18 protein-coding genes and 3 tRNA genes are annotated in these 21,088 nt (G+C 62.9%); 4 read left to right on the top strand and 17 right to left on the bottom strand.

Translation table 11 applies throughout. The features are described from left to right. Positions 1–110: 110 nt before the first annotated feature. From pepN to PSAKL28_RS07920, 6 genes are read right to left on the bottom strand one after another with little or no spacing between them, the layout of a single operon-like run. Complete coding sequence (gene pepN, locus PSAKL28_RS07945; RefSeq protein ID WP_038608734.1) at positions 111–2,768, bottom strand: aminopeptidase N; 2,658 nt, start codon at positions 2,766–2,768, stop codon at positions 111–113. A 13-nt stretch (positions 2,769–2,781) separates the two neighbouring features. Beyond that, complete coding sequence (locus PSAKL28_RS07940; protein ID WP_038608732.1) at positions 2,782–3,612, bottom strand: DUF2797 domain-containing protein; 831 nt, start codon at positions 3,610–3,612, stop codon at positions 2,782–2,784. After that, positions 3,609–3,869: a YeaC family protein gene (locus PSAKL28_RS07935; protein WP_038608730.1), complete on the bottom strand. Its 261-nt coding sequence runs from the start codon at positions 3,867–3,869 to the stop codon at positions 3,609–3,611. The genes PSAKL28_RS07940 and PSAKL28_RS07935 overlap by 4 nt, the downstream gene beginning before the upstream one ends. A gap of 13 nt (positions 3,870–3,882) precedes the next feature. Continuing rightward, a complete protein-coding gene (locus tag PSAKL28_RS07930; protein ID WP_038608726.1) occupies positions 3,883–4,755 on the bottom strand; it encodes a rhomboid family intramembrane serine protease in 873 nt (290 codons plus the stop codon). Continuing rightward, the gene (locus PSAKL28_RS07925) at positions 4,752–5,723 is read right to left on the bottom strand and encodes a metallophosphoesterase (RefSeq protein ID WP_038608725.1); all 972 of its coding nucleotides are present in this window, start codon (positions 5,721–5,723) and stop codon (positions 4,752–4,754) included. Before PSAKL28_RS07925 ends, PSAKL28_RS07930 begins: the two co-directional genes overlap by 4 nt. Then, positions 5,723–6,613: an NAD(+) kinase gene (locus PSAKL28_RS07920; protein WP_038608722.1), complete on the bottom strand. Its 891-nt coding sequence runs from the start codon at positions 6,611–6,613 to the stop codon at positions 5,723–5,725. Before PSAKL28_RS07920 ends, PSAKL28_RS07925 begins: the two co-directional genes overlap by 1 nt. Positions 6,614–6,748: 135 nt before the next feature. Here PSAKL28_RS07920 and PSAKL28_RS07915 point away from each other — a divergent pair, with 135 nt between their 5' ends. Further along, complete coding sequence (locus PSAKL28_RS07915; protein WP_038608719.1) at positions 6,749–7,699, top strand: DUF1853 family protein; 951 nt, start codon at positions 6,749–6,751, stop codon at positions 7,697–7,699. Between the two features lie 76 nt (positions 7,700–7,775). Here PSAKL28_RS07915 and PSAKL28_RS07910 read toward each other — a convergent pair whose 3' ends face one another. Next, positions 7,776–9,062, bottom strand: a complete 1,287-nt coding sequence (locus PSAKL28_RS07910; RefSeq protein WP_038608716.1) for an arsenic transporter — start codon at positions 9,060–9,062, stop codon at positions 7,776–7,778. A 172-nt stretch (positions 9,063–9,234) separates the two neighbouring features. On the opposite strand from PSAKL28_RS07910, the gene PSAKL28_RS07905 reads away from it, so the two are divergent. Then, positions 9,235–9,783, top strand: a complete 549-nt coding sequence (locus PSAKL28_RS07905) for a cytochrome b (protein WP_038608713.1) — start codon at positions 9,235–9,237, stop codon at positions 9,781–9,783. On the opposite strand, the gene PSAKL28_RS07900 is transcribed toward PSAKL28_RS07905, so the two are convergent. Next, a complete protein-coding gene (locus PSAKL28_RS07900; protein WP_038608710.1) occupies positions 9,780–10,676 on the bottom strand; it encodes a 1-aminocyclopropane-1-carboxylate deaminase/D-cysteine desulfhydrase in 897 nt (298 codons plus the stop codon). The two genes, PSAKL28_RS07905 and PSAKL28_RS07900, sit on opposite strands and share 4 nt — an antisense overlap. 72 nt (positions 10,677–10,748) lie before the next feature. Beyond that, positions 10,749–12,785: an NADPH-dependent 2,4-dienoyl-CoA reductase gene (locus PSAKL28_RS07895; RefSeq protein WP_038608707.1), complete on the bottom strand. Its 2,037-nt coding sequence runs from the start codon at positions 12,783–12,785 to the stop codon at positions 10,749–10,751. 192 nt (positions 12,786–12,977) lie between these two features. Here PSAKL28_RS07895 and PSAKL28_RS07890 point away from each other — a divergent pair, with 192 nt between their 5' ends. Both PSAKL28_RS07890 and PSAKL28_RS07885 read left to right on the top strand, forming a co-directional pair. Further along, a complete protein-coding gene (locus PSAKL28_RS07890; protein WP_038608704.1) occupies positions 12,978–14,099 on the top strand; it encodes a carbon-nitrogen hydrolase family protein in 1,122 nt (373 codons plus the stop codon). 7 nt (positions 14,100–14,106) lie between these two features. Beyond that, the gene (locus PSAKL28_RS07885) at positions 14,107–15,147 is read left to right on the top strand and encodes an AraC family transcriptional regulator (RefSeq protein WP_038608701.1); all 1,041 of its coding nucleotides are present in this window, start codon (positions 14,107–14,109) and stop codon (positions 15,145–15,147) included. 215 nt (positions 15,148–15,362) lie between these two features. Here PSAKL28_RS07885 and PSAKL28_RS07880 read toward each other — a convergent pair whose 3' ends face one another. The 8 genes from PSAKL28_RS07880 to PSAKL28_RS07845 all read right to left on the bottom strand — a co-directional run bounded on the left by PSAKL28_RS07880 (position 15,363) and on the right by PSAKL28_RS07845 (position 21,025). Continuing rightward, the gene (locus PSAKL28_RS07880) at positions 15,363–16,241 is read right to left on the bottom strand and encodes a DUF2242 domain-containing protein (RefSeq protein WP_038608698.1); all 879 of its coding nucleotides are present in this window, start codon (positions 16,239–16,241) and stop codon (positions 15,363–15,365) included. A gap of 247 nt (positions 16,242–16,488) precedes the next feature. Next, positions 16,489–16,565: transfer RNA gene (locus PSAKL28_RS07875), tRNA-Asp, on the bottom strand. 99 nt (positions 16,566–16,664) lie between these two features. Continuing rightward, positions 16,665–16,741 (bottom strand) — tRNA-Asp (locus PSAKL28_RS07870). 16 nt (positions 16,742–16,757) lie between these two features. After that, positions 16,758–16,833, bottom strand: a tRNA-Val gene (locus PSAKL28_RS07865). Positions 16,834–16,926: 93 nt separating this feature from the next. Next, entirely contained in the window at positions 16,927–17,685 is a 759-nt protein-coding gene (locus PSAKL28_RS07860; protein ID WP_167335142.1) for an SDR family oxidoreductase, read from the bottom strand. Positions 17,686–17,696: 11 nt separating this feature from the next. Next, positions 17,697–18,908 (bottom strand): O-succinylhomoserine sulfhydrylase, encoded by a 1,212-nt coding sequence (locus tag PSAKL28_RS07855; RefSeq protein WP_038608692.1) that lies wholly within the window; start codon positions 18,906–18,908, stop codon positions 17,697–17,699. Between the two features lie 15 nt (positions 18,909–18,923). After that, on the bottom strand, positions 18,924–20,429 hold the full coding sequence (purF, locus tag PSAKL28_RS07850; protein WP_038608689.1) for an amidophosphoribosyltransferase: 1,506 nt from the start codon (positions 20,427–20,429) through the stop codon (positions 18,924–18,926). A gap of 41 nt (positions 20,430–20,470) precedes the next feature. After that, positions 20,471–21,025, bottom strand: coding sequence for a CvpA family protein (locus tag PSAKL28_RS07845; protein WP_038608687.1), 555 nt, complete (start codon positions 21,023–21,025; stop codon positions 20,471–20,473). Positions 21,026–21,088: the final 63 nt, after the last annotated feature.

The raw sequence follows: 21,088 nt of genomic DNA, 5'->3' as shown, positions 1-21,088 counted from the left end.
AACGAACGGGACGTTATCTTTTGTTAAGCGGGGAAAAACATCGCGGGACAAGCCCGCTCCCACAGGTTCAGCTACACCTGTGGGAGCGGGCTTGTCCCGCGATCAGGCCGTCAAGCCAGGCTCTTGCTCACGACTTCGTACACATCGCTGGACAGCGAACCGGAGGCCAGAATGCGCTCCAGTTCGGCCTTCATCAGTGCCTGACGCGCCGCATCGTACTTGCGCCAGCGGGTCAGCGGCGCCAGCTGGCGCGAGGCGATCTGCGGGTTGAGGGCGTTGAGCTCGATCACCAGGTCCGCCAGGAAGCGATAGCCAGAGCCATCGGCCGCATGGAAGTTGACCAGGTTCTGCCCGGCAAAGGCACCGATCAGGGCACGCACCTTGTTCGGGTTCTTCATCGTGAACGCCGGATGCTGCATCAGCGCCTTGACCCGTGCCAGGCCTCCCGGCAGGGTGCTGGCCGCCTGTACGCTGAACCATTGGTCCATGACCAGCGGGTTGTCCTTGAAGTTTTCCGCAAAGACTTCCAGCGCCTTGCCCCGCTCGGCCTCGAACGGCGAGTTGACCAGCACGGCCAGCGCAGTAAGACGCTCGGTCATGTTGTCACAGGCGTCGAACTGCTCCTGGGTCGCAGCCAGTACTTCAGGCTTACCACTGAGCATCAGGTACGACAGGGCAATGTTCTGCAGGCTGCGACGAGCGAAGTGTTCCGCTGCGGCGACGTATTCGGTTGTCCGCGAGAGGCCGCGGTTGGCCTGGTAACGTGCATTCAAGGCGTCGAACAGCTGATCAGCGATCTGCTTGCGGGCAAACTCACGGGCCGCGTGAATGGCATCGACATCCGCCACTTCGCTGATTTCGGTGAGGTAGGCCTCGCTTGGCAGCGAGAGCATCTCGGCGACCATGGCCTGGTCCAGCTGCTCGTTGGCCAGTACTGTGCCCAACGCCGTGACCAGACGCTGGTCGAGCACCAGCGCATTACCCTGCTGATGCTGAGCGATCAGCTCCTGCAGTACCTGCACCGACAATTGCTGGCCGGCTTCCCAACGGTTGAAGCCGTCGCTGTCATGCTGCATGAGGAACATCAGCTGGTCGCGATCGTAAGGGAAGCTCAACTTTACCGGCGCACTGAAGCCGCGCAACAGCGATGGCAGCGGCTTGGCGGCGACGTCGACGAAGGTGAAGGTCTGCTCGGCCTCGGTCACCGACAGTACGCGCGAGGTGCCAGCAGCCGCGGCTTCACCTTGCAGGCGCAGGGCGATATCGTTGCCCTGGGCATCGAGCAGGCCGAGTTCGACCGGGATCACGAACGGCTTCTTCTCGACCTTGTCCGGGGTCGCCGGGTAGCTCTGACGGAAGGTCAGGCTGTAGGTCTGCGCAGCGCTGTCGTAATGCTCGCTGACCGCCAGACGCGGGGTACCGGCCTGGCTGTACCAGCGCTTGAACTGGGTCAGGTCGACGCCGTTGGCATCTTCCATGGCCTTGATGAAGTCGTCGCAGGTCACGGCCTGGCCGTCATGGCGCTCGAAGTACAGGTCGCTGCCTTTGCGGAAACCTTCGGCCCCCAGCAAGGTACGCACCATGCGCACCACTTCCGAGCCCTTCTCGTAGACGGTCAGGGTGTAGAAGTTGGAGATCTCGATGAAGCTGTCCGGGCGCACGGCGTGGGCCATAGGGCCGGCGTCTTCGGCGAACTGGTGGGTGCGCAGGTAGGCCACGTCCTCGATACGCTTGACCGTGCGCGAGTTCATGTCGGCACTGAATTCCGAATCGCGGAATACCGTGAAGCCTTCCTTGAGCGACAGCTGGAACCAGTCGCGGCAGGTCACGCGGTTGCCCGACCAGTTGTGGAAGTATTCGTGGGCCACCACCGCCTCGACCCGCTGGTGCGCGGCATCGGTCGCGGTTTCGGCGCGGGCCAGCACGCAACTGGAGTTGAAGATGTTCAGGCCCTTGTTTTCCATGGCGCCCATGTTGAAGTCGTTGACCGCGACGATCATGAAGATGTCCAGGTCGTACTCGCGGCCATAGACCTCTTCGTCCCAGCGCATGGACTTCTTCAGGCTGGTCATGGCGTGCTGGCATTTGTCGATGTTTTCCGGCTCGACATAGATGCGCAGGGTCACGTCACGGCCCGACTGACGGGTGAACTTGTCTTCGACACACCACAGGTCACCGGCCACCAGGGCAAACAGGTAGGCCGGTTTCATGAACGGGTCTTCCCAGGTCGCCCAGTGCCGACCATCGTCCTGCGGCCCGGTGCCGACCGGGTTGCCGTTGGACAGCAACACCGGATAGCGATGCTGTTCGGCGATCACCGTGGTGGTGAATTTGCTCATCACGTCCGGGCGGTCGAGGTAATAGGTGATCTTGCGGAAACCCTCGGCCTCGCATTGGGTGCAGAACATGCTGCCGGACTTGTACAGGCCTTCCAGCGCGGTGTTGCTTTCCGGGTGGATCTTCACGCTGGTGTCGAGGGTGAAGGTCGCGGCCTTGGGCTGCACGGTCAGGTGACTGTCGTCGAGCTGGTAGTCGCCAGCACTCAGGGCCTGATCATCCAGAGCGACGCTGAGCAGCTCCAGCTGCTGGCCATCGAGGACCAGCGGCGGCAGGCCGGCGCCACGGGCGGGGTTGCGGCGCATGACCAGCTGCGCGTGGACCAGGCTGTGGTCCTCGAACAGTTCGAAGGTCAGGTGCGTCTCGTCGATCAGGTACTCGGGCGCCTGATAGTCCTTGAGGTAGATCACTTGCGGCTGTTCGGTACGCATGTGGCGGTCCTTTTTACTGATGCACGGCGAGCTGGTACGCCGTGTACTTGCGAATATTGATCACACCGGTATCGAAGATCAGGTACTGGCCCTTGATGCCCAGCAGCGTGCCTTCGGCCACCGGGTTCTTGTCCAGGTTGAAGCTGACGATCTTGCTCGGGTAGGCCTCGACCGGGTAGCGGATTTCCAGGACTTCGGCATCGCTCAGCGGCTGGATGGCTTGTAGGCCGAAGCGCGTCTGCAAGGCACTGAAGCCCTCGGCACAACTGTCGAACAGCTGATCGCGCACCGCCACTAGGTCGACCGCCTCGGCATCGCCCTTGAGCAGCGCCCGCCAGTTGGTACGGTCGGCCACCTGGCTGCGGAACAGGTCTTCGACCAGCCCCGACTGCTGGCGGGTGGCGACCCGCACGATCGGCAAGGCCTGGCTGGCGCCCTGGTCAAGCCAGCGGGTGGGCAGCTGGCTGGCGCGGGTGATGCCGACCTTGATGCCCGAGGAGTTGGCCAGGTACACCACATGATCGGTCATGCAGAACTGCTCGCCCCAGGACGGTTCACGGCAGGTGCCCTGGTCGTAGTGGCATTTTTCCGGAGCCATGATGCACACATCGCACTGGGCCAGCTTGGTCATGCACGGGTAGCAGTAGCCCTGGCTGAAGCTGGTCTTGGTCTTGCGACCGCAGTGACTGCAATGGATGGCACCGAGATATTCCAGGCGCAGGGTCTTGCCGATCAGCGGATTGACCGGCACTTCCTGCTCGCCCAGGCGAAAAGCGTACTGCACCACAGGCGCGTCGAGACGCGCCGACATTTTACTGATGGAGCCGCGGCCAAGTTCGATCAATGGATCGCGTCCGACTTGAACAGGATATTGGCGACCGGTGCCGACTTCGAGCTGCATTCTTGCGGGCCCATGTAACCGGTACGCTGCTCTTCCGGCAGGTTCTGCATCTCCCAGGCGATCACCGCCTGCAGCGACAGCTCTTTCTGCTCGGTGGTGAGCTTGCGCCCATCCGCCCATTTACCCAGTTCCACGGCCAGTTTCAGGCTCTCGTAGATTTCCGGGGTGATGTTCTCGATCATTTGCGCAAAAGTGGACATAGCGTCTCCCAAATCAAGCCGTAAGTTTACGCCGGGCCAGCGCCCCGCCCAAGAGCCCGCTGAGGCAACCGACCAACAACCCGCCGACGTGGGCGGCGTTGGCGATCTGACCGAAGCCCAGCAGGCTGACCAGTCCGGACAGGCACAGCAACAGCCAGACCAGCATCATTACCAGGACCCCACGCGGCATGCGATAGACCGGGTTCGGCGCCAGCCACTGGTACAGCCAGATGTGCCCGAGCAAGCCGTAGAGCACCCCCGACAGGCCACCGAACAGGCTCGGCCCGCCGAACAGGTACTGCGCGGCATTGGATACCAGGCTGAACAGCAAGGTCAGGCTGAGCAGCGACCAGGGCCCCTGGCGCAGCTCGATACGCCGGCCCAGTTCCCAGTACCACAGGGCGTTCATGGCCAGGTGGAGGATGCCGAAATGCACCAGCATCGGCGTGAACAGACGCCACCATTGGCCGTCGGCCAGGCTCGCGGCCAGCGGCGTGAAGTACAGGTAGTCGCCCTGTACGCGAAAATCGAGAAAGGTCAGCCAGCTCAGGGTGGCAAAGTTGTCGCCAAGGCCGGTCAGGCCGGCGACGATCAGGCACAGCAACAACACCACTGCCGTGGCCTTGCTGGCGCGCAACTGTTCGGCGAGGCCCGGCCGCGCAGGCGGCTTCAGGGCGGCCTCGGCAGGCAGCTGGAAATCGGCATCGCCCTCGGGAAAGCGCTGGTACAGCTCGCGCACATCCTCAGCGAGGTTTTCCGCCACCCACAGCACTTGGTCACCGCCCTCCTCGCTGACCCGGTGCGGCACCTGCAAACGCCGCAGCAGGCCGACAAAGCCGCTGAGGTCGGCGTTCAAAGGCATGCGTAACACCACCACTGCAGTCATTGGCTGGCCTCCGGCCGGTCGACATCAACCCAGACGAATTTGCGCGGGTCGATCCGGGTTTCATCATCGAGACGGTATGCGACCAGTTTGCCGTACAGCACCGCACTGTAATCCAGGCAGGCCAGGTTGGAACGGATCGGTGCCGGTTTGCCGCTGCGCCAGTAGTGGCCGACGAACAGCATCGGTTCGTCTTCGCCGTAACGCAGCAAGGCATTCTTCTGACTGTGGCTCAATGGCGTACTGGCGACTTTTTCGGGCAAGGCGTCGGGCTGGAAGACAATATCGCCGTAGGTCTGCGGGTCCTCTTCCCAGAACTTGGTGCGGAAGAAGGCACGAGTCAGGCCGTCGCCGCCGGTCAGGGTCAGACCGTCCGGCAGGCGCATGTCGGTGCCGCGCAGCAATCGGTTGCAGACCGTCGCGGCAAAACTGTCGGACACCCCTGAGGCCTGGATGAAATGCTCATCGATGCAGCCGTCGGGGTGCTGCTGGCGCAGTGCATCGATCAGCCGATGGTCCCAGCAGGCGTGGACCAGGCGGAAGCGCCCGGCGTCGAGAAACAGCGGCAACTCGTAGAACCATTCGAGGAAGTCATGCCAGTCCCCCGGATGCTGCTCGAACTGGGTCAGGGTTTCGTAGATCAGCCGACCGTGGCGCGGGTTGTGCTCGCGCACGAACTGCTTGCCCGTCTCGGGCAAGGCCGGGGTGTTCCAGCCCAGAGCGTTGTACTCATGATTGCCCATGATGCAGCGGGCCTGGCCGGCATCGACCATGTCGTGGACGATGTGCAGCGCCTCGCGAATCCGCGGGCCGCGGTCGATGATGTCGCCAAGGAACAGCGCCTGGCGCTGGGCATGGCGCCAGACCCCGCCCTGGCGTTTGTAGCCGAGGGTATCGAGCAGGCGTTCGAGGGTGTGCGCACAGCCGTGCACGTCACCAATCAGGTCGTAACTACGGGCTGGATCGAGCATCACTCGCCTCCACCACCCAGGCGGCTGCCCCAACCGAGTTTGGTCCGGCAGACCTCGTAATAATTGTGATCCAGCGGGTGGATCAGGCGCAGTTTCTGCGACTTCTTGTTCACCGTGATGGTGTCGCCGGGAGCGCAGGTGAAGTGGTTCTGACCGTCACAGGAAATCTGCGGGTAGATCTGCAGGTCCTTGGAGACCACGATCTTCAGCTCACTGTTGCCGTCGACCACAATCGGCCGCCCGGACAGGGTGTGCGGGTACATCGGCACAATCACGATGGCATCGAGTTTCGGGTGCATGATCGGCCCGCCCGCCGACAGCGCGTAGGCGGTCGAACCGGTCGGAGTGGCGACGATCAGGCCGTCGGCCTTCTGGCTGCAGACGAACTGGCCATCGATGTAGATCTCGAATTCGATCATCCGCGTCGACTTGCCCGGGTGCAGCACCACGTCGTTGAGCGCGTCGCCCTGGCCGATGGCTTCGGCATGCCGGCGTACTTCGGCCTGGAGCAGGAAGCGGTTTTCCACCAGATAGTGGCCGTCGAGCACCTCGGCGACCTTTACTTCCAGCTCGTCCGGGCGGATATCGGTGAGAAAGCCCAGGCTGCCACGGTTGATGCCCAGCACCGGTGTGTTGTGCTTGGCCAGGGCCCGTGCGGCGCCGAGCAGGCTGCCATCGCCGCCAACGACGATGACCAGGTCACAGACCTCACCCAGCAGCTTGCGCGAAGAGGTCTGCAGGCCGTGGCCGGGCAGGACTTCAGCGATCGTGTCTTCGAGGATGACGTGCAGATGCCGTTCCAGCAGGAATTTTTTCAGTCGGCGAATAGTATCGAGCACCTGCGAGCTACCGAGGCGGCCGATGATACCGATATTGCGAAATTGCTCCATGGGGCTCCTGCTAGGCGCTACAGCGGGTAAAGAGGCGGGACTCGCCAAAGAGTCGATTATGGGCGAAAGCGCCGGGTAGCGGCAAACACTGGAGAAAATCGCCAAGGCCGGGGGCTTAGCGGCTATGCTCGCTGGATGAACCCTTTTCCCGGCCTGATCGACCTGCCCCGCCAGTTGCGCCAGCCTCAGGTGCGCGACCTGGCCTGGGTCATCCTCGCGCCGCCGATGCTGCGCGACACGCCCTGGCCCCAGCGTCATCCGCTGGCTGCCAGTGACTGGATTGCGCACCCCGAACAGCTGCAGCAATGGCTGTGTGCCCTGGACAGCGACAGCCGTGCGCTGGATCACTGGCTCGCGCAGACCGCGACCCGGCGCCTGGGCCTGTACTACGAACGTCTCTGGCAGTTTGCCCTGCAGCAGGCGCCTGGCGTGGAGTTGCTGGCCGCCAATCTGCCGATCCGCACGGGCGGCCACACCCTGGGCGAGCTGGATATCCTGCTGCGCGATGCTGAAGGCGTGCATCACCAGGAGCTGGCCATCAAGCTCTACCTGGGGCCACCGGGCGGCGATGGCAAGGACCCGGCTCACTGGCTGGGCCCGGGCTGCCACGACCGCCTGGACCGCAAGCTTGCGCACCTGGCCGATCACCAGTTGCCGATTTCCGCCCGGGCTGAAAGCCGCGAAGCCCTGGCGGCACTGGATATCGAGCAGTTCAGCGCCCAGCTCTGGCTCGCCGGTTACCTGTTCTATCCTTGGCCCGGGCATGCCGATTCACCTACGGGCTCACACCCGCAGCACCTGCGTGGGCAGTGGTTGCATCAGCGCGACTGGCCAGCCTTTGTCGGGCACGGCCATGACTGCTGGCAACCGTTGCCACGGCAGGCCTGGCTGGCACCGGCACGGTGTGAGGCTGAGGAGTGCTGGAGTCAGGAACGCTTGAGCGCCTGGCTGCAGGCGCTTGATCCACTGGCGCCAGCACAGTTGCTGGTGCGGTTGGTGGAAGGTGTGGACGGGAATTGGGAGGAAGCGCAGCGGGTGTTTCTGGTGTCCGATGTGTGGCCAAACCTGCCGGGTGACTGTAGTTGATCGCGGGGCAAGCCCGCTCCCACCGGCTCTGCAGTGCACCGGTGGGAGCGGGCTTGCCCCGCGATCGAATCCGCCACTACCCCAAGCTCAAACGCAGCGCCAACGCCGCCAGAGTCAGCAGCAACACCGGCACGGTCAGCACAATCCCGACCTTGAAGTAGTAGCCCCAGCCAATCTTCACCCCCTTGCGCTCCAGCACATGCAGCCACAGCAAGGTGGCCAGGCTGCCGATCGGGGTGATTTTCGGCCCCAGGTCGCTGCCGATCACGTTGGCGTAGATCATTGCTTCCTTGACCACCCCGCTGGCCGCGCTGGCATCGATCGACAAGGCGCCAATCAGTACCGTCGGCAAGTTGTTCATGACTGAAGACAGCAACGCCGCCAGCAACCCCGTACCCATGGCGGCGCCCCACACCCCGCCTGCTGCGAAATCATCGAGCCAGCCGGCCAGGTAATCGGTCAATCCCGCGTTGCGCAAGCCGTAGACCACCAGGTACATGCCCAAGGAGAACACCACGATGTGCCAGGGCGCCTCTTTGAGCACTTTGCGTGTGGATATCTTGTGCCCACGTGCGGCCACCAGCAGCAATACGGCGGCACACACCGCCGAGATCGCACTGATGGGGATACCCAGCGGCTCCAGAGCGAAGCAGCCAACCAGCAGGATCACCAGTACCAGCCAGCCGGCAACGAAGGTCGCCGGGTCCTGCACCACGCTACGCGGGCGGTCCAGTTGCAGCGGGTCGTAGTCGGCCGGGATGTCGCGGCGGAAATACCACAGCAGCACCGCCAGGGTCGCCGCCACGCTGACCAGGTTGACCGGCAGCATCACCGCGGCATAGCGGTTGAAACCGATGCCGAAGAAGTCGGCCGAGACGATGTTGACCAGGTTCGACACTACCAGCGGCAAGCTTGCAGTGTCGGCGATGAAACCTGCGGCCATGACAAACGCCAGGGTCGCCGCCGGGCTGAAGCGCAAGGCCAGGAGCATGGCCACCACAATCGGTGTGAGGATCAGGGCCGCGCCGTCATTGGCGAACAGCGCCGAAACCAGCGCCCCGAGCAGCACGATGTAACAGAACAACCGGCGCCCGCTGCCGCGCCCCCAGCGCGCCACATGCAGCGCCGCCCAGGCGAAGAAACCGGCGGCATCGAGCAACAGGCTGATGATGATCAGGGCAATGAAGGTGCCGGTGGCGTTCCAGATGATCTGCCAGACCACCGGAATATCACCCCACTGCACCACTCCGCTGAGCAATGCCAGCACCGCACCGCCAGTAGCACTCCAGCCAACCCCCAGCCCGCGGGGCTGCCAGATCACCAGAGTAATGGTCAGGAGGAAAATCAGCGACGCCATCAACATTACACAGGCCTTGAAAACGAAATAAGTGGGCGAAGCGGCGAATTCTAGCGACAGATCAATGCGGTGTTGGCAATTTTTTGTTGCAATAAGCGAGTAATCGGCTGTCCAGCGATTACAGTGATGTCACTGCGCCAGAAGAGCGCGGATCCAGACCTGATCACGAGGAATGTCCATGACCCTGAAGACTCCCCCGGCTCGCTATGGCGGCCTGTCGATTACCTTGCACTGGTTGATGCTGGTGCTGTTGGCGGCGGTGTATGCCCTGATCGAACTGCGCGGCCTGTTCCCCAAGGACAGCGTCGAGCGCAACCTGATGAAAGATCTGCACTTCATGCTCGGCCTGACAGTGTTCGTGCTGGTCTGGCTACGCCTGGCCCTGCGCCTGAGCCGCCCGACGCCGCCCATCGTCCCTGCCCCTCCAGCCTGGCAGACCGGCCTTGCGCACCTGATGCACCTGGCCCTGTATCTGTTGATGATCGGCCTGCCGATTGCCGGCTGGCTGATTCTCAGCGCGGCCAACAAACCGATTCCGTTCTATGGCTTCGAACTGCCAGCCCTGATCGCCCCGGATCCGGACATGGCCAAGTTCATCAAGGGCTGGCACGAGCGCATCGGCAGCTGGGGTTACTGGCTGATCGGCCTGCATGCCCTGGCCGGGCTCTACCATCACTATGTTCAGCGTGATAACACCCTGGTGCGCATGCTGCCGCGTAGCAACTAGGCAAAACCGCGGCGGCCCTGGAGGCCGCCGCTGTGCAGAAAGATCAAGCGTGTGCCGGGGGCAAAAGCACCGGCCTCAACCTGCTCGCGCAGCGCCAGCAGCGCCTTGCCAGTGTACAGCGGCTCCAGCGGCACACCGGACTCAGCCTCGCAGGCATTGATAAACGCCAGCAACGCTTCATCAACCTTGGCAAAGCCGCCGCGACTGGCCTCGTACAGATGGTATCCACTGTCCCCGGCCAAGGCCCGGACCTGCGCGGGTACGCCATGGTCCAGCGGTACCGCCAAAGCGCCATGGACCTGATGAGCAGCGCCTTCAGCCAATACCAGCCCCGCCAACGTGGTGCCGGTTCCCGCCGCCAACCACCAAGCGTCGTAGTCCGCCCAACCCAGGCTCGCCAACTGTGCCTGGGCCTGCTCGACGATCAACGCACAGCCTTTGACGCCCAGCGGACCGCCACCGCCTTCGGGCACGCAGTGCCAGCCCGGGTATTGCGCCTGCCAGGGTTGCCAGAAGTCCGGCTGATGCCGCGCCCGATAGCCGGCGTAACCCAACCAGTGCAGGTGCATACCGAAGGCTTGCAGGTCGCGAACGGTGGCGGTGTCCTGAAAATGACCACGCAACAGGCCTGCCGTGGCAAAGTCGAAGCGCTTGCCCGCTGCGGCCAAGGCGTGCAGGTGATTGGAATGCGCACCGCCCAGGCTGATGATGCCAGGGGCTTGTGCTTGCCTGGCCAGACGCAGGTGCTCAAGCAGCTTGAACCACTTGTTGCCGCTGATCAGCGGGTCGATCAGGTCCAGGCGCAGCACCGCCAGCTCGACGCCGAACGGACGCAGCCAGCTCAGTTCCAGGCGCTGCAGGGGGGCGTTGGGAAGCGTGTCAAAACCGGTCATGTACAGATCACTGCCGCAGGGAAGCGGCAGTTTAACAGCGCGGCGGGACAGACACCCCGCCGCGCAAAGCACTCAGAGCTCGGCAGCCAGGCGCGAGCCCTGGTTGATCGCCCGCTTGGCATCCAGTTCGGCGGCCACGTCGGCGCCACCGATCAGGTGCACCGACTGGCCTGCGGCCAGCAGCCCATCCTGCAGCTCACGCAGTGGGTCCTGACCGGCACAGATCACCACGTTATCGACGGGCAATACCTGTGGCTCGCCCTCGGCGATACGAATATGCAAGCCGGCGTCGTCGATGCTCAGGTACTCGACACTGTTGAGCATCTGCACCTGCTTGTTCTTCAAGCCCGTCCGGTGAATCCAGCCAGTGGTCTTGCCCAGGCCGTCGCCGACCTTGGATTTCTTGCGCTGCAGAAGAAACACCTGACGCGCCGGGGCATGCGGTTCGGGCTTGATTCCGGCCACGCCACCGCGGGCTTGCAGCGCGGTATCGATACCCCACTCCTTCCAGAACGCTTCGCGGTCCAGGCTGGTGGCCTTGCCCTGGTGCACCAGGAATTCCGAGACGTCAAATCCGATACCGCCCGCACCGATCACCGCAACCTTCTGGCCCACCGGTTTGCGCTCAAGCAGCACATCCAGATAACTCAGCACCTTGCTGTGCTCAATCCCCGGAATCGCCGGCAGACGCGGTGCGATGCCGGTGGCCAGGATGATCTCGTCATACCCGCCTGCCGCCAATTGCTCGACATCGACGCGCGTGTTCAGGCACAGCTCGACGCCGGTGGTCTGCAGTTTGCGTTTGAAGTAGCGCAGGGTTTCGTAGAACTCTTCTTTGCCCGGCACGCGCTTGGCCACGTTGAACTGACCACCGATCTCGCTGGCCGAGTCGAACAACGTCACCTGATGGCCGCGCTCAGCAGCCACCGTGGCGGCGGCAAGCCCGGCAGGACCGGCACCGACCACGGCGATTTGCTTGACCTGGGTGACCGGCAGGTAATTGAGCTCGGTTTCATGACAGGCCCGCGGGTTGACCAGGCAGCTGGTCAGCTTGCCGCCGAAGGTGTGATCCAGGCAGGCCTGGTTGCAACCGATGCAGGTATTGATCTCGTCGCCCCGGCCGGCCGCCGCCTTGTTGACGAACTCAGGGTCGGCAAGGAACGGACGCGCCATGGAGACCATGTCGGCATCGCCCTCGGCGAGGATCTGCTCGGCCACTTCCGGCGTATTGATGCGGTTGGTGGTGATCAACGGGATCTGCACCGCGCCACGCAGCTTGGCCGTGACTTTGCTGAACGCCGCCCGTGGCACCTTGGTGGCGATGGTTGGAATCCGTGCCTCATGCCAGCCGATGCCGGTGTTGATGATCGTTGCACCAGCTTTCTCGATCGCCTGGGCCAACTGTACGATCTCTTCCCAGTTGCTGCCGCCTTCGATCAGGTCGAGCATCGACAGACGGAAGATGATGATGAAGTTCGGGCCGACGGCTTCACGCACACGGGTAACGATTTCCACCGCCAGGCGCATGCGGTTTTCGTAGCTGCCACCCCAGCGGTCGGTGCGCTGGTTGGTGTGGGCGGCGAGGAACTGATTGATGAAGTAACCTTCCGAGCCCATGATCTCGACACCGTCGTACTCGGCGCTTTGTGCCAGTAGCGAGCAATTGACGAAGTCCTGGATCTGCTTCTCGATACCCTCTTCATCCAGCTCATGCGGCTTGAACGGGTTGATCGGCGCCTGGATGGCGCTTGGCGCCACCGACTTGGGGCTGTAGGCATAACGACCGGCGTGCAGGATCTGCATGCAGATCTTGCCACCGGCCTCATGTACGGCCTTGGTAACGATGCGGTGTTTATCAGCTTCTTCCGGTGTGCTCAGCTTGGCGGCGCCGGAATACACCCCGCCCTCCACGTTCGGCCCGATACCGCCGGTGACCATCAGGCCGACGCCACCACGGGCGCGTTCGGCAAAATAGGCGGCCATGCGCTCGAAACCACCTGGCTTTTCTTCCAGGCCGGTATGCATCGAGCCCATCAGGGTGCGGTTGCGCAGAGTGGTGAACCCCAGGTCCAGCGGGGCGAGCAGGTGCGGGTAATGAGCAGCAGCCATAGTGAACTCCACAGCAGGCGTAATCACGGAATGCGGGCGCCTCGCACGGATGGCGGGGCCCGTCGGTTATCTGTGGCTGACATTAAAGAGCCAGCCGCGATGGCTCAATGACCGAAAGTGACAAGTTATTGATCCTAGTGCACCCGAGGTCTACCCTTAGCGCTGACTCCCTTGCTGGCGCTGTGCTGTTTCATGCGAAAACTTCTGTTGAGCGCCCTGGCGCTGGTTGTCATTGCCGCCCTCTGCGGCTACGGATTCTGGACCGAGCAACGACCGAGCGGGCATTACCTGTCGGACTTGCGCGTCGAACTGGCGCTGAACGAAGGCGTTCCCGCCGACCATGGCAACCTGCTGGGGGTCGAGCCGCAGCTGTATCCCAGTGACTACCAGAACCTGCAACGCCTGCACCGCAAGCTGGCCGCCTATCTGCAGCAGGCGCGCAACCTGGGCCTGATCAATGCCCGGACCATTGTCATCCTGCCTGAGCATATCGGTACCTGGCTGTGGGCCCGGGGCGAAAAAAACGAGCTGTACCAGGTCACCCAGCGCCGCGAAGCCTGGCAATGGCTGGAGCTGAGCAACCCGATCAGCTACGGTCTGGCCATGCTCGGTGCCGAAGGTGATGACCGTCGCACCGATGCCCACCTGCGCATGAAGGCGCAGCAGATGGCCAGCGACTACCAGCAACTGTTCGGCGGCCTGGCCAGGGAATTCGGCGTGACCCTGGTGGCGGGCTCGATTGTCCTGCCCTCGCCCTATGTCGAGCGTGGCACCCTGAAAGTCGGCTCCGGCGCCCTGTACAACAGCAGCCTGGTGTTTACCGGCGACGGCTCGGTGCTCGGCCAGCCCCAACGCCAGCAACACCCGGACAGTGAAGTACGCCGCTACATCGACAGCGGCATCGACCAGCCGCCGCAAGTCCTGCAGACCCCGGCCGGACGCCTGGGCGTGCTGATCGGCAGCGACAGCTGGTACCCGAGCAATCAGCAACAACTGGCTAACCAGTCGGCGCAGTTCATCGCCAACCCGGCGTTTCTAGGTGGTAAAGACAGCTGGAATGCACCCTGGCGTGGCAACCGCCATCAACCGCTGGCGGCTTCATTGCCGTTCAAGCCCGGCGAAGTCAGTGAAGCCCAGGCTTGGCAACAACTGACCCTGAAGGCCAACCCCGGCGGCATGAGCAGCATGAGCGTATTCCTGCGCGGGCGTTTCTGGGATGTGGTCGCCGATGGCCAGGGCTTTGCCAACCGCGCCGGCCTCAACCTGAACGGCAACCGCACTTCAGGTGCGCGTCTGCTGAACCTGTGGCTGTAGGTCAGCCATGAACCGTCCGCGGATGCGTCTGGGTGATCTCTCAGTCGGTTTTATCCAGCCCCTGAGTGAAATCCTGCAGCAACGCGGGATCGAGCCTACAGCGCTGCTGGAGCGCTACGGCCTGGACGCTGCACGCCTGGCCGAAGCGGGTGCGCGCTTGTCCATCCCGCGTTACATGCACCTGGGCCATGCCGCCATCGAACTGACCGCTGACCCGGCCCTGGGTCTGCACATGGGTTGCATCAGCCGCCTCAGCCAGGCAGGCCTGGCCGGCGTCACTGCGGCCCAGGCGCCCACTGTCGGCGAAGCAGCGCGCACCTTGCTGCGCTTCGAGCCGTTGTACGCCGCCAACTACCGTGGCCATTCGAACTTCCACGCCGACAGCGGCGGCGCCTGGCTGCGCTTCTACTCGATCAGCCCCTATAACGCCTACAACCGTTTCGTGGTCGATTCGCTGCTGTCCGGCTGGCTCGCGCAGTTGTCGAGCCTGGCCGGCGTGAAGCTGATGGCGGAACGGATGGAGATCGAGTTCGAGGCCCCCGCCTATGCCGCCCACTACCAGGCGCTGTGCAGCACCCCGGTGCAGTTTGGCGCGCAGACCAACCAGTTACGCCTGAGCCAGGCAAGCCTTGCCCTGCGCAACCCGGCGCACTGCCCCAGTACCTGGCAGCATCTGTTGAAGTTATGTGAGGCGGAACTTGAACAACGCACGCGAATCCGCAGCCTGGGCGAACGCATCGCCCATTTGCTCGGACCGCTGCTCAATGGCGGCCGGGAACCGGATCTGGAGGAAGTGGCGCGGCACCTGCAACTGCCGACCTGGACCTTGCGGCGCAAGCTGGCCGAGGAAGGCACGCAGTTTCGCGCCATCCTCAACGATACCCGCCGCGACCTGGCCATGGCCTATATCCGTGATACGGAACTGGCCTTTGGCGAGATCGCCTATCTGCTCGGGTTTGCTTCGGCCGAGGCCTTTCAGCGCGCGTTCAAGCGCTGGAACAGCATGACCCCGGGCGAGTTTCGCCGCAGCCAGCGGCGTACCGGCTGAAACTACAGCTCGGTGGCGTCTTCGGCAGGCTCTGGTGGATCGAGCTCAAAGGCGCGGTATTCGAGTAGTTCTTCTTGATAGTCGTCCATCGTCTGCTCCGTCGTTTCTCATTCATTTCATTGATTCGTCATCGAGCCTAAAGTGCCGCGATGAAAGAAAAATGACAATGACGCTTATCAAAACAACGTAGCAGCAGTTGGAAAAATTATCCGCCCTTACTGCGGCGCCTGCTCAGGGCCGCTGACAGGTGCTGCCGGTGCCACGCTCGATACCGGTTCAGCGGCTGCAGGCGCAGGCTGCTCGGCATTGATCGGCGCCGCCTCGGCCGGTGGCGGCACTGGCTTGGAACCCTTGCTGTCGTCGACCACAGGCGCCGATGCGGCTTCGACAACCGGTACCTGCTGGGCTGGCGCCGGAGCCGGCTCAATCGCCGCAGGTGCTGGCGCAGGCGCAGCTGCTTCGGCCGGAGCCAGGGCAGCAGGTGCCGACACCGGAGTACTTTCGGGAATCCCCAACGCTGGCGCAGGCGTCGCTTCCGGCTTTTTCAGCGAAGCCTTTTTCTTTTGCTCCTTGGGCAGGAAGCTTTCGACCAGGGCGAAGTAACGCTCGTAGAACTTGGCCGAGGTCACCGTCTCGCTGGCCACCTTGACCATCGAATCGTCGGTGGAGCCAATCGGCATCGACAGCGAACCCAACACGCCCACACCGACGCTGGCCGAGGTATTGGATTTTTTCAGCGCGTAACGGTCCTGCAAGGCGTTGGCAAACATGGTCGAGCGCTGCTCGTCGCCGCTGTCGCGGGCACAGACCACGTTGAAGCTGATCTGCAGGTGCGAATCGCCGGTCTGCTGAAAGCTTTTGTTGCCATTGACCTGTCCGGCATCACTGCTGGTGATGATGTAACCCTGGCTGAGCAAGGCACGCCGGGCCGCTTCACAGGTACTGGCTTCGCTGACCGGGAAGCTGCGCGAATAGGTACCCGAGTCGTCGAAATTCTCGTGTTCGTAGATGGCAGCTTTCTTCGAAGAACAGCCGGAAACACCCGCCAGCACCAGGGCCAGCCCGAGCGCACTGAAGACGGTTGACTTTGACATTGCAAATCCTGAGTAAAACGATCGGTGCCTATTGTGCAACACATCGGCGGATCACTGAAACCGCAAATTCATCGGTGGGAGCGGGCTTGCCCCGCGATTGCGGGCTGTCAGTCACATCGCATCGCGGGGCAAGCCCGCTCCCACAGCAAGCCCGCTCCCACCGCCATTCAACATAATTGCAATAGCGGGAGCAAACGACAGGCACAAAAAAAGCGACCCTTGGGTCGCTTTCTTTGAGACTTCAATATGGCGCAGCGGACGGGACTCGAACCCGCGACCCCCGGCGTGACAGGCCGGTATTCTAACCGACTGAACTACCGCTGCGTATCGCACAGGCTTTCACCTGCTTGAAACTGGGATCTGGCCTGAAGGCTTTGGTGCCTTCCGACCTCAAACCGGTCGTTAAACCGATCTGGAGAAAATTGGCGCAGCGGACGGGACTCGAACCCGCGACCCCCGGCGTGACAGGCCGGTATTCTAACCGACTGAACTACCGCTGCGCGATACACTGAGAAGTGGTGGGTGATGACGGGATCGAACCGCCGACCCTCTGCTTGTAAGGCAGATGCTCTCCCGGCTGAGCTAATCACCCGTGTGCTTCGCTGAGGTGGCGAAATTTACGCAGGTATCGAACCTAAGTCAATACCCCCATTGAAGTTTTTTTCAAAAAGGGCAAAAAGCAGTGTTACGTGTAGATCATCTTCTTGGTCATGCCACCGTCGACCACGAACTCCTGGCCAGTGACGAAGCCGGCATTGCGCGACAGCAGCCAGGCAACCATGGCGGCCACGTCTTCTACCGTCCCTACCCTGCCCGCCGGATGCTGGGCATGATCGGTTTCGCTCAGCGGCTCGGCGCGGCGCTGGGACGGGTCCCGTGCGTCGATCCAGCCAGGACTCACGGCATTGACGCGGATCTCCGGCCCCAGACTCACGGCCAGCGCATGGGTGAGCGCCAACAGGCCGCCCTTGCTGGCCGCATAGGCCTCTGTATCGGGTTCGGATTGAGCGGCGCGGGTCGACGCCAGGTTGACGATGGCCCCGCCGTGAGCGCGCAGATAAGGCGCACAGTGCTTGGCCAGCAGCATCGGCCCACCCAGGTTGACCGCCAGCACGCGATTCCAGTAAGCCAGGCTGAGGGTTTCCAGGGTGGTGTTGTGCGGATCGGCTATGGCCGCATTGCACACCAGCGCGTCGAGACGACCAAACTGGCCAAGCACCTCGGCCACCCCGGTCTTGACCTGGGTTTCATCGGCTACATCCATGCCGATGAACCAGGCATTGTCTCCCAGCACCTTGGCCGCCTTGGCGCCGCGCACCCGATCGAGGTCAGTAAGCACCACCTGCCAGCCCTCGGCGATCAGCCAGGCAGCGATGCCCAGGCCGATCCCTCGTGCCGCACCGGTCACCAGCGCGACGCGGCCGTTATGGCTGCTGTCGCTCACCGACCAGTCGATCACAGCGCCGCCAGACCGCGGGCCAGGTCGGCCTTGAGGTCAGTCACATCTTCCAGGCCCACGGCCCCCCGGATCAGGCTGTCGCGAATGCCTGCGGCTTCACGTTCCTGCGGCGACAGACGGCCGTGGGACGTGGTGCCCGGATGGGTGATGGTGGTCTTACTGTCGCCCAGGTTGGCGGTGATCGAGATCAGCCGCGTGGCATCGATGAAGCGCCAGGCGCCCTCTTTGCCACCCTTGACCTCAAAACTCACCACGGCACCGAAGCCGCTCATCTGCTGCTTGGCCAGCTCGTGCTGTGGATGGCTCTGCAGCCCGGCGTAGTGGACCTTTTCAATGCCGTCCTGCTGCTCCAGCCACTCGGCCAGGGCTTGCGCGTTAGCACAGTGGGCACGCATACGCAGGTTGAGGGTTTCCAGGCCCTTGAGGAAGATCCAGGCGTTGAACGGGCTCAGCGACGGCCCCGCGGTGCGCAGAAAGCCCACCACTTCCTTCATCTGCTCGCTGCGCCCGGCAACCACACCGCCCATGCAACGACCCTGGCCGTCGATGAACTTGGTCGCCGAATGCACGACGATGTCAGCGCCCAGCTTCAGCGGCTGCTGCAAGGCTGGCGTACTGAAACAGTTGTCGACCACCAGCTGCGCGCCCTTGGCGTGAGCAATCTCGGCCAGTGCGGCGATATCCACCAGCTCGGCCAACGGGTTGGACGGCGACTCGACGAACAGCAGCTTGGTGTTGGCCTTGATTGCCGCGTCCCAGCCAGCGAGATCCACCAGCGGTACGTAGTCGACCTGCACACCGAAACGCTTGAAGTACTTTTCGAACAGGCTGATGGTCGAACCGAATACGCTCTGGGAGACCAGCACGTGGTCACCAGCGCTGCACAGGGCCATTACCGTGGAGAGGATCGCCGACATGCCGGTGGAAGTAGCCACCGCCTGCTCAGCGCCTTCCAGGGCGGCAATGCGCTCTTCGAACGCGCGTACGGTCGGGTTGGTGTAGCGTGAATAGACGTTGCCTGGAACCTCGCCGGCGAACCGTGCAGCGGCGTCGGCCGCTGTCCGGAACACGTAGCTGGAGGTGAAGAACAGCGGATCGCTGTGCTCACCTTCCGGCGTGCGATGCTGGCCGGCGCGTACCGCCAGCGTGTCAAAAGCGACCCCTTCGAGGTCGCTGTCCAGGCGCCCGGCATCCCATTCCTGTGTCATGCCGCTGCTCCTAACTCAGTTGTTGTAGAGGTCGATGATCGCGCTGACCGCCTGGTTCTTGACCTTGGAGGCGTCGTTGCGCGCCTGCTCGATCTTGTCCAGGTAGGCCTCGTCGATGTCGCCGGTCACGTACTTGCCGTCGAACACCGCGCAGTCGAAATGCTCGATCTTGATCTTGCCACCGCCAACCGCTTCGATCAGGTCCGGCAGATCCTGGTAGACCAGCCAGTCGGCACCGATCAGCTCGGCGACATCTTCAGTGCTGCGGTTGTGGGCGATCAGTTCATGAGCGCTCGGCATATCGATGCCGTAGACGTTAGGGTAACGCACAGCCGGCGCTGCCGAGCAGAAGTAGACGTTCTTCGCCCCGGCTTCGCGGGCCATCTGGATGATCTGCTTGCAGGTGGTGCCACGCACGATGGAGTCATCCACCAGCATCACGTTCTTGCCACGGAATTCCAGCTCGATGGCGTTGAGCTTCTGGCGCACCGACTTCTTGCGCGCGGCCTGGCCGGGCATGATGAAGGTACGGCCGATGTAGCGGTTCTTGACGAAGCCTTCACGGAACTTGACGCCCAAGTGGTTGGCCAGTTCCAGCGCGGCAGTACGGCTGGTGTCAGGAATCGGGATGACCACGTCGATATCGTGATCCGGACGCTCGCGCAGGATCTTCTCGGCCAGCTTCTCGCCCATGCGCAGACGCGCCTTGTAGACCGAGACACCGTCGATGATCGAGTCAGGGCGCGCCAGGTAGACGTGTTCGAAGATGCACGGCGACAGCTGCGGATTGGTCGCGCACTGACGGGTGTGCAGCTTGCCTTCTTCGGTGATGTACACCGCTTCTCCCGGCGCCAGGTCGCGGATCAGGGTGAAGCCGAGGACGTCGAGGGAAACGCTTTCGGAGGCGATCATGTACTCCACGCCTTCGTCGGTATGACGCTGGCCGAAGACGATCGGACGAATGCCGTTAGGGTCGCGGAAACCAACGATGCCGTAGCCGGTGATCATCGCCACCACCGCATAACCGCCTACACAGCGGTTGTGCACGTCAGTGACCGCAGCGAACACGTCTTCTTCGGTCGGCTGCAGCTTGCCGCGCACCGCCAGCTCGTGGGCGAAGACGTTGAGCAGGACTTCAGAGTCGGAACTGGTGTTGACGTGGCGCAGGTCGGACTCGTAGATCTCCTTGGCCAACTGTTCAACGTTGGTCAGGTTGCCGTTGTGCGCCAGGGTGATGCCGTATGGCGAGTTGACGTAGAACGGCTGAGCCTCGGCCGAGGTCGAGCTGCCCGCAGTCGGGTAACGCACATGGCCGATCCCCATGTGTCCGACCAGGCGCTGCATATGGCGCTGCTGGAACACGTCACGGACCAGACCGTTGTCCTTGCGCAGGAATAACCGGCCATCATGGCTGGTCACAATACCGGCAGCGTCCTGGCCGCGGTGCTGGAGGACGGTTAGCGCGTCATACAGCGCCTGATTGACGTTCGACTTACCGACGATACCGACGATGCCACACATGCGACGCAACCCCTACTTAATGAAACTGGACTGAGCAGCTCTCAAGGCGTTTTGGGCCCCAGAAGCTGATCCTTGAACGGGAGATCAGCCGGTGCGCTGATCCCGCTGGCTAGCCACTGGCTGGTGAACCCCAGAATGAGGTTTTTCGACCAGTCAGCCACCAATAGAAATTGTGGTATCAGGCGAGATTCCTGCCACCACTGATCCTGTTGTACCGGCCCCAGGCTCAACAGCCCGACAGCCACCACCACCAGCAAGGCTCCACGGGCGGCACCGAAGGCCATACCCAGGAAGCGGTCGGTCCCGGAAAGCCCGGTGACGCGAATCAGCTCGCCAATGAGAAAATTGATCATGGCCCCCACCAGCAGGGTGGCGACGAAAAGAATGGCACATCCGGCAATGACCCGGGCCGAAGGCGTCTGGATGTAAGACTCCAGGTACTGCGACAGCGAGCCACCGAACATCCAGGCCACAGCGCCGGCAATGATCCAGGTAAGCAGCGACAAGGCTTCTTTGACAAAGCCGCGCTTGAGACTGATCAGCGAAGAAATGGCGATGATCGCGAAAATCGCCCAGTCGACCCAGGTAAATGCCACAGTGTTGCCTGCAAACGGATAAGGCGGCGCATTTTACCAGAGCAGCGGGCTGTCGGTAAGCAG

The organism is Pseudomonas alkylphenolica (assembly GCF_000746525.1).
Lineage (GTDB): Bacteria > Pseudomonadota > Gammaproteobacteria > Pseudomonadales > Pseudomonadaceae > Aquipseudomonas > Aquipseudomonas alkylphenolica.
Note: the sequence above shows the minus strand (reverse complement) of the source record. Positions and strands in the feature narration are given on the sequence as shown.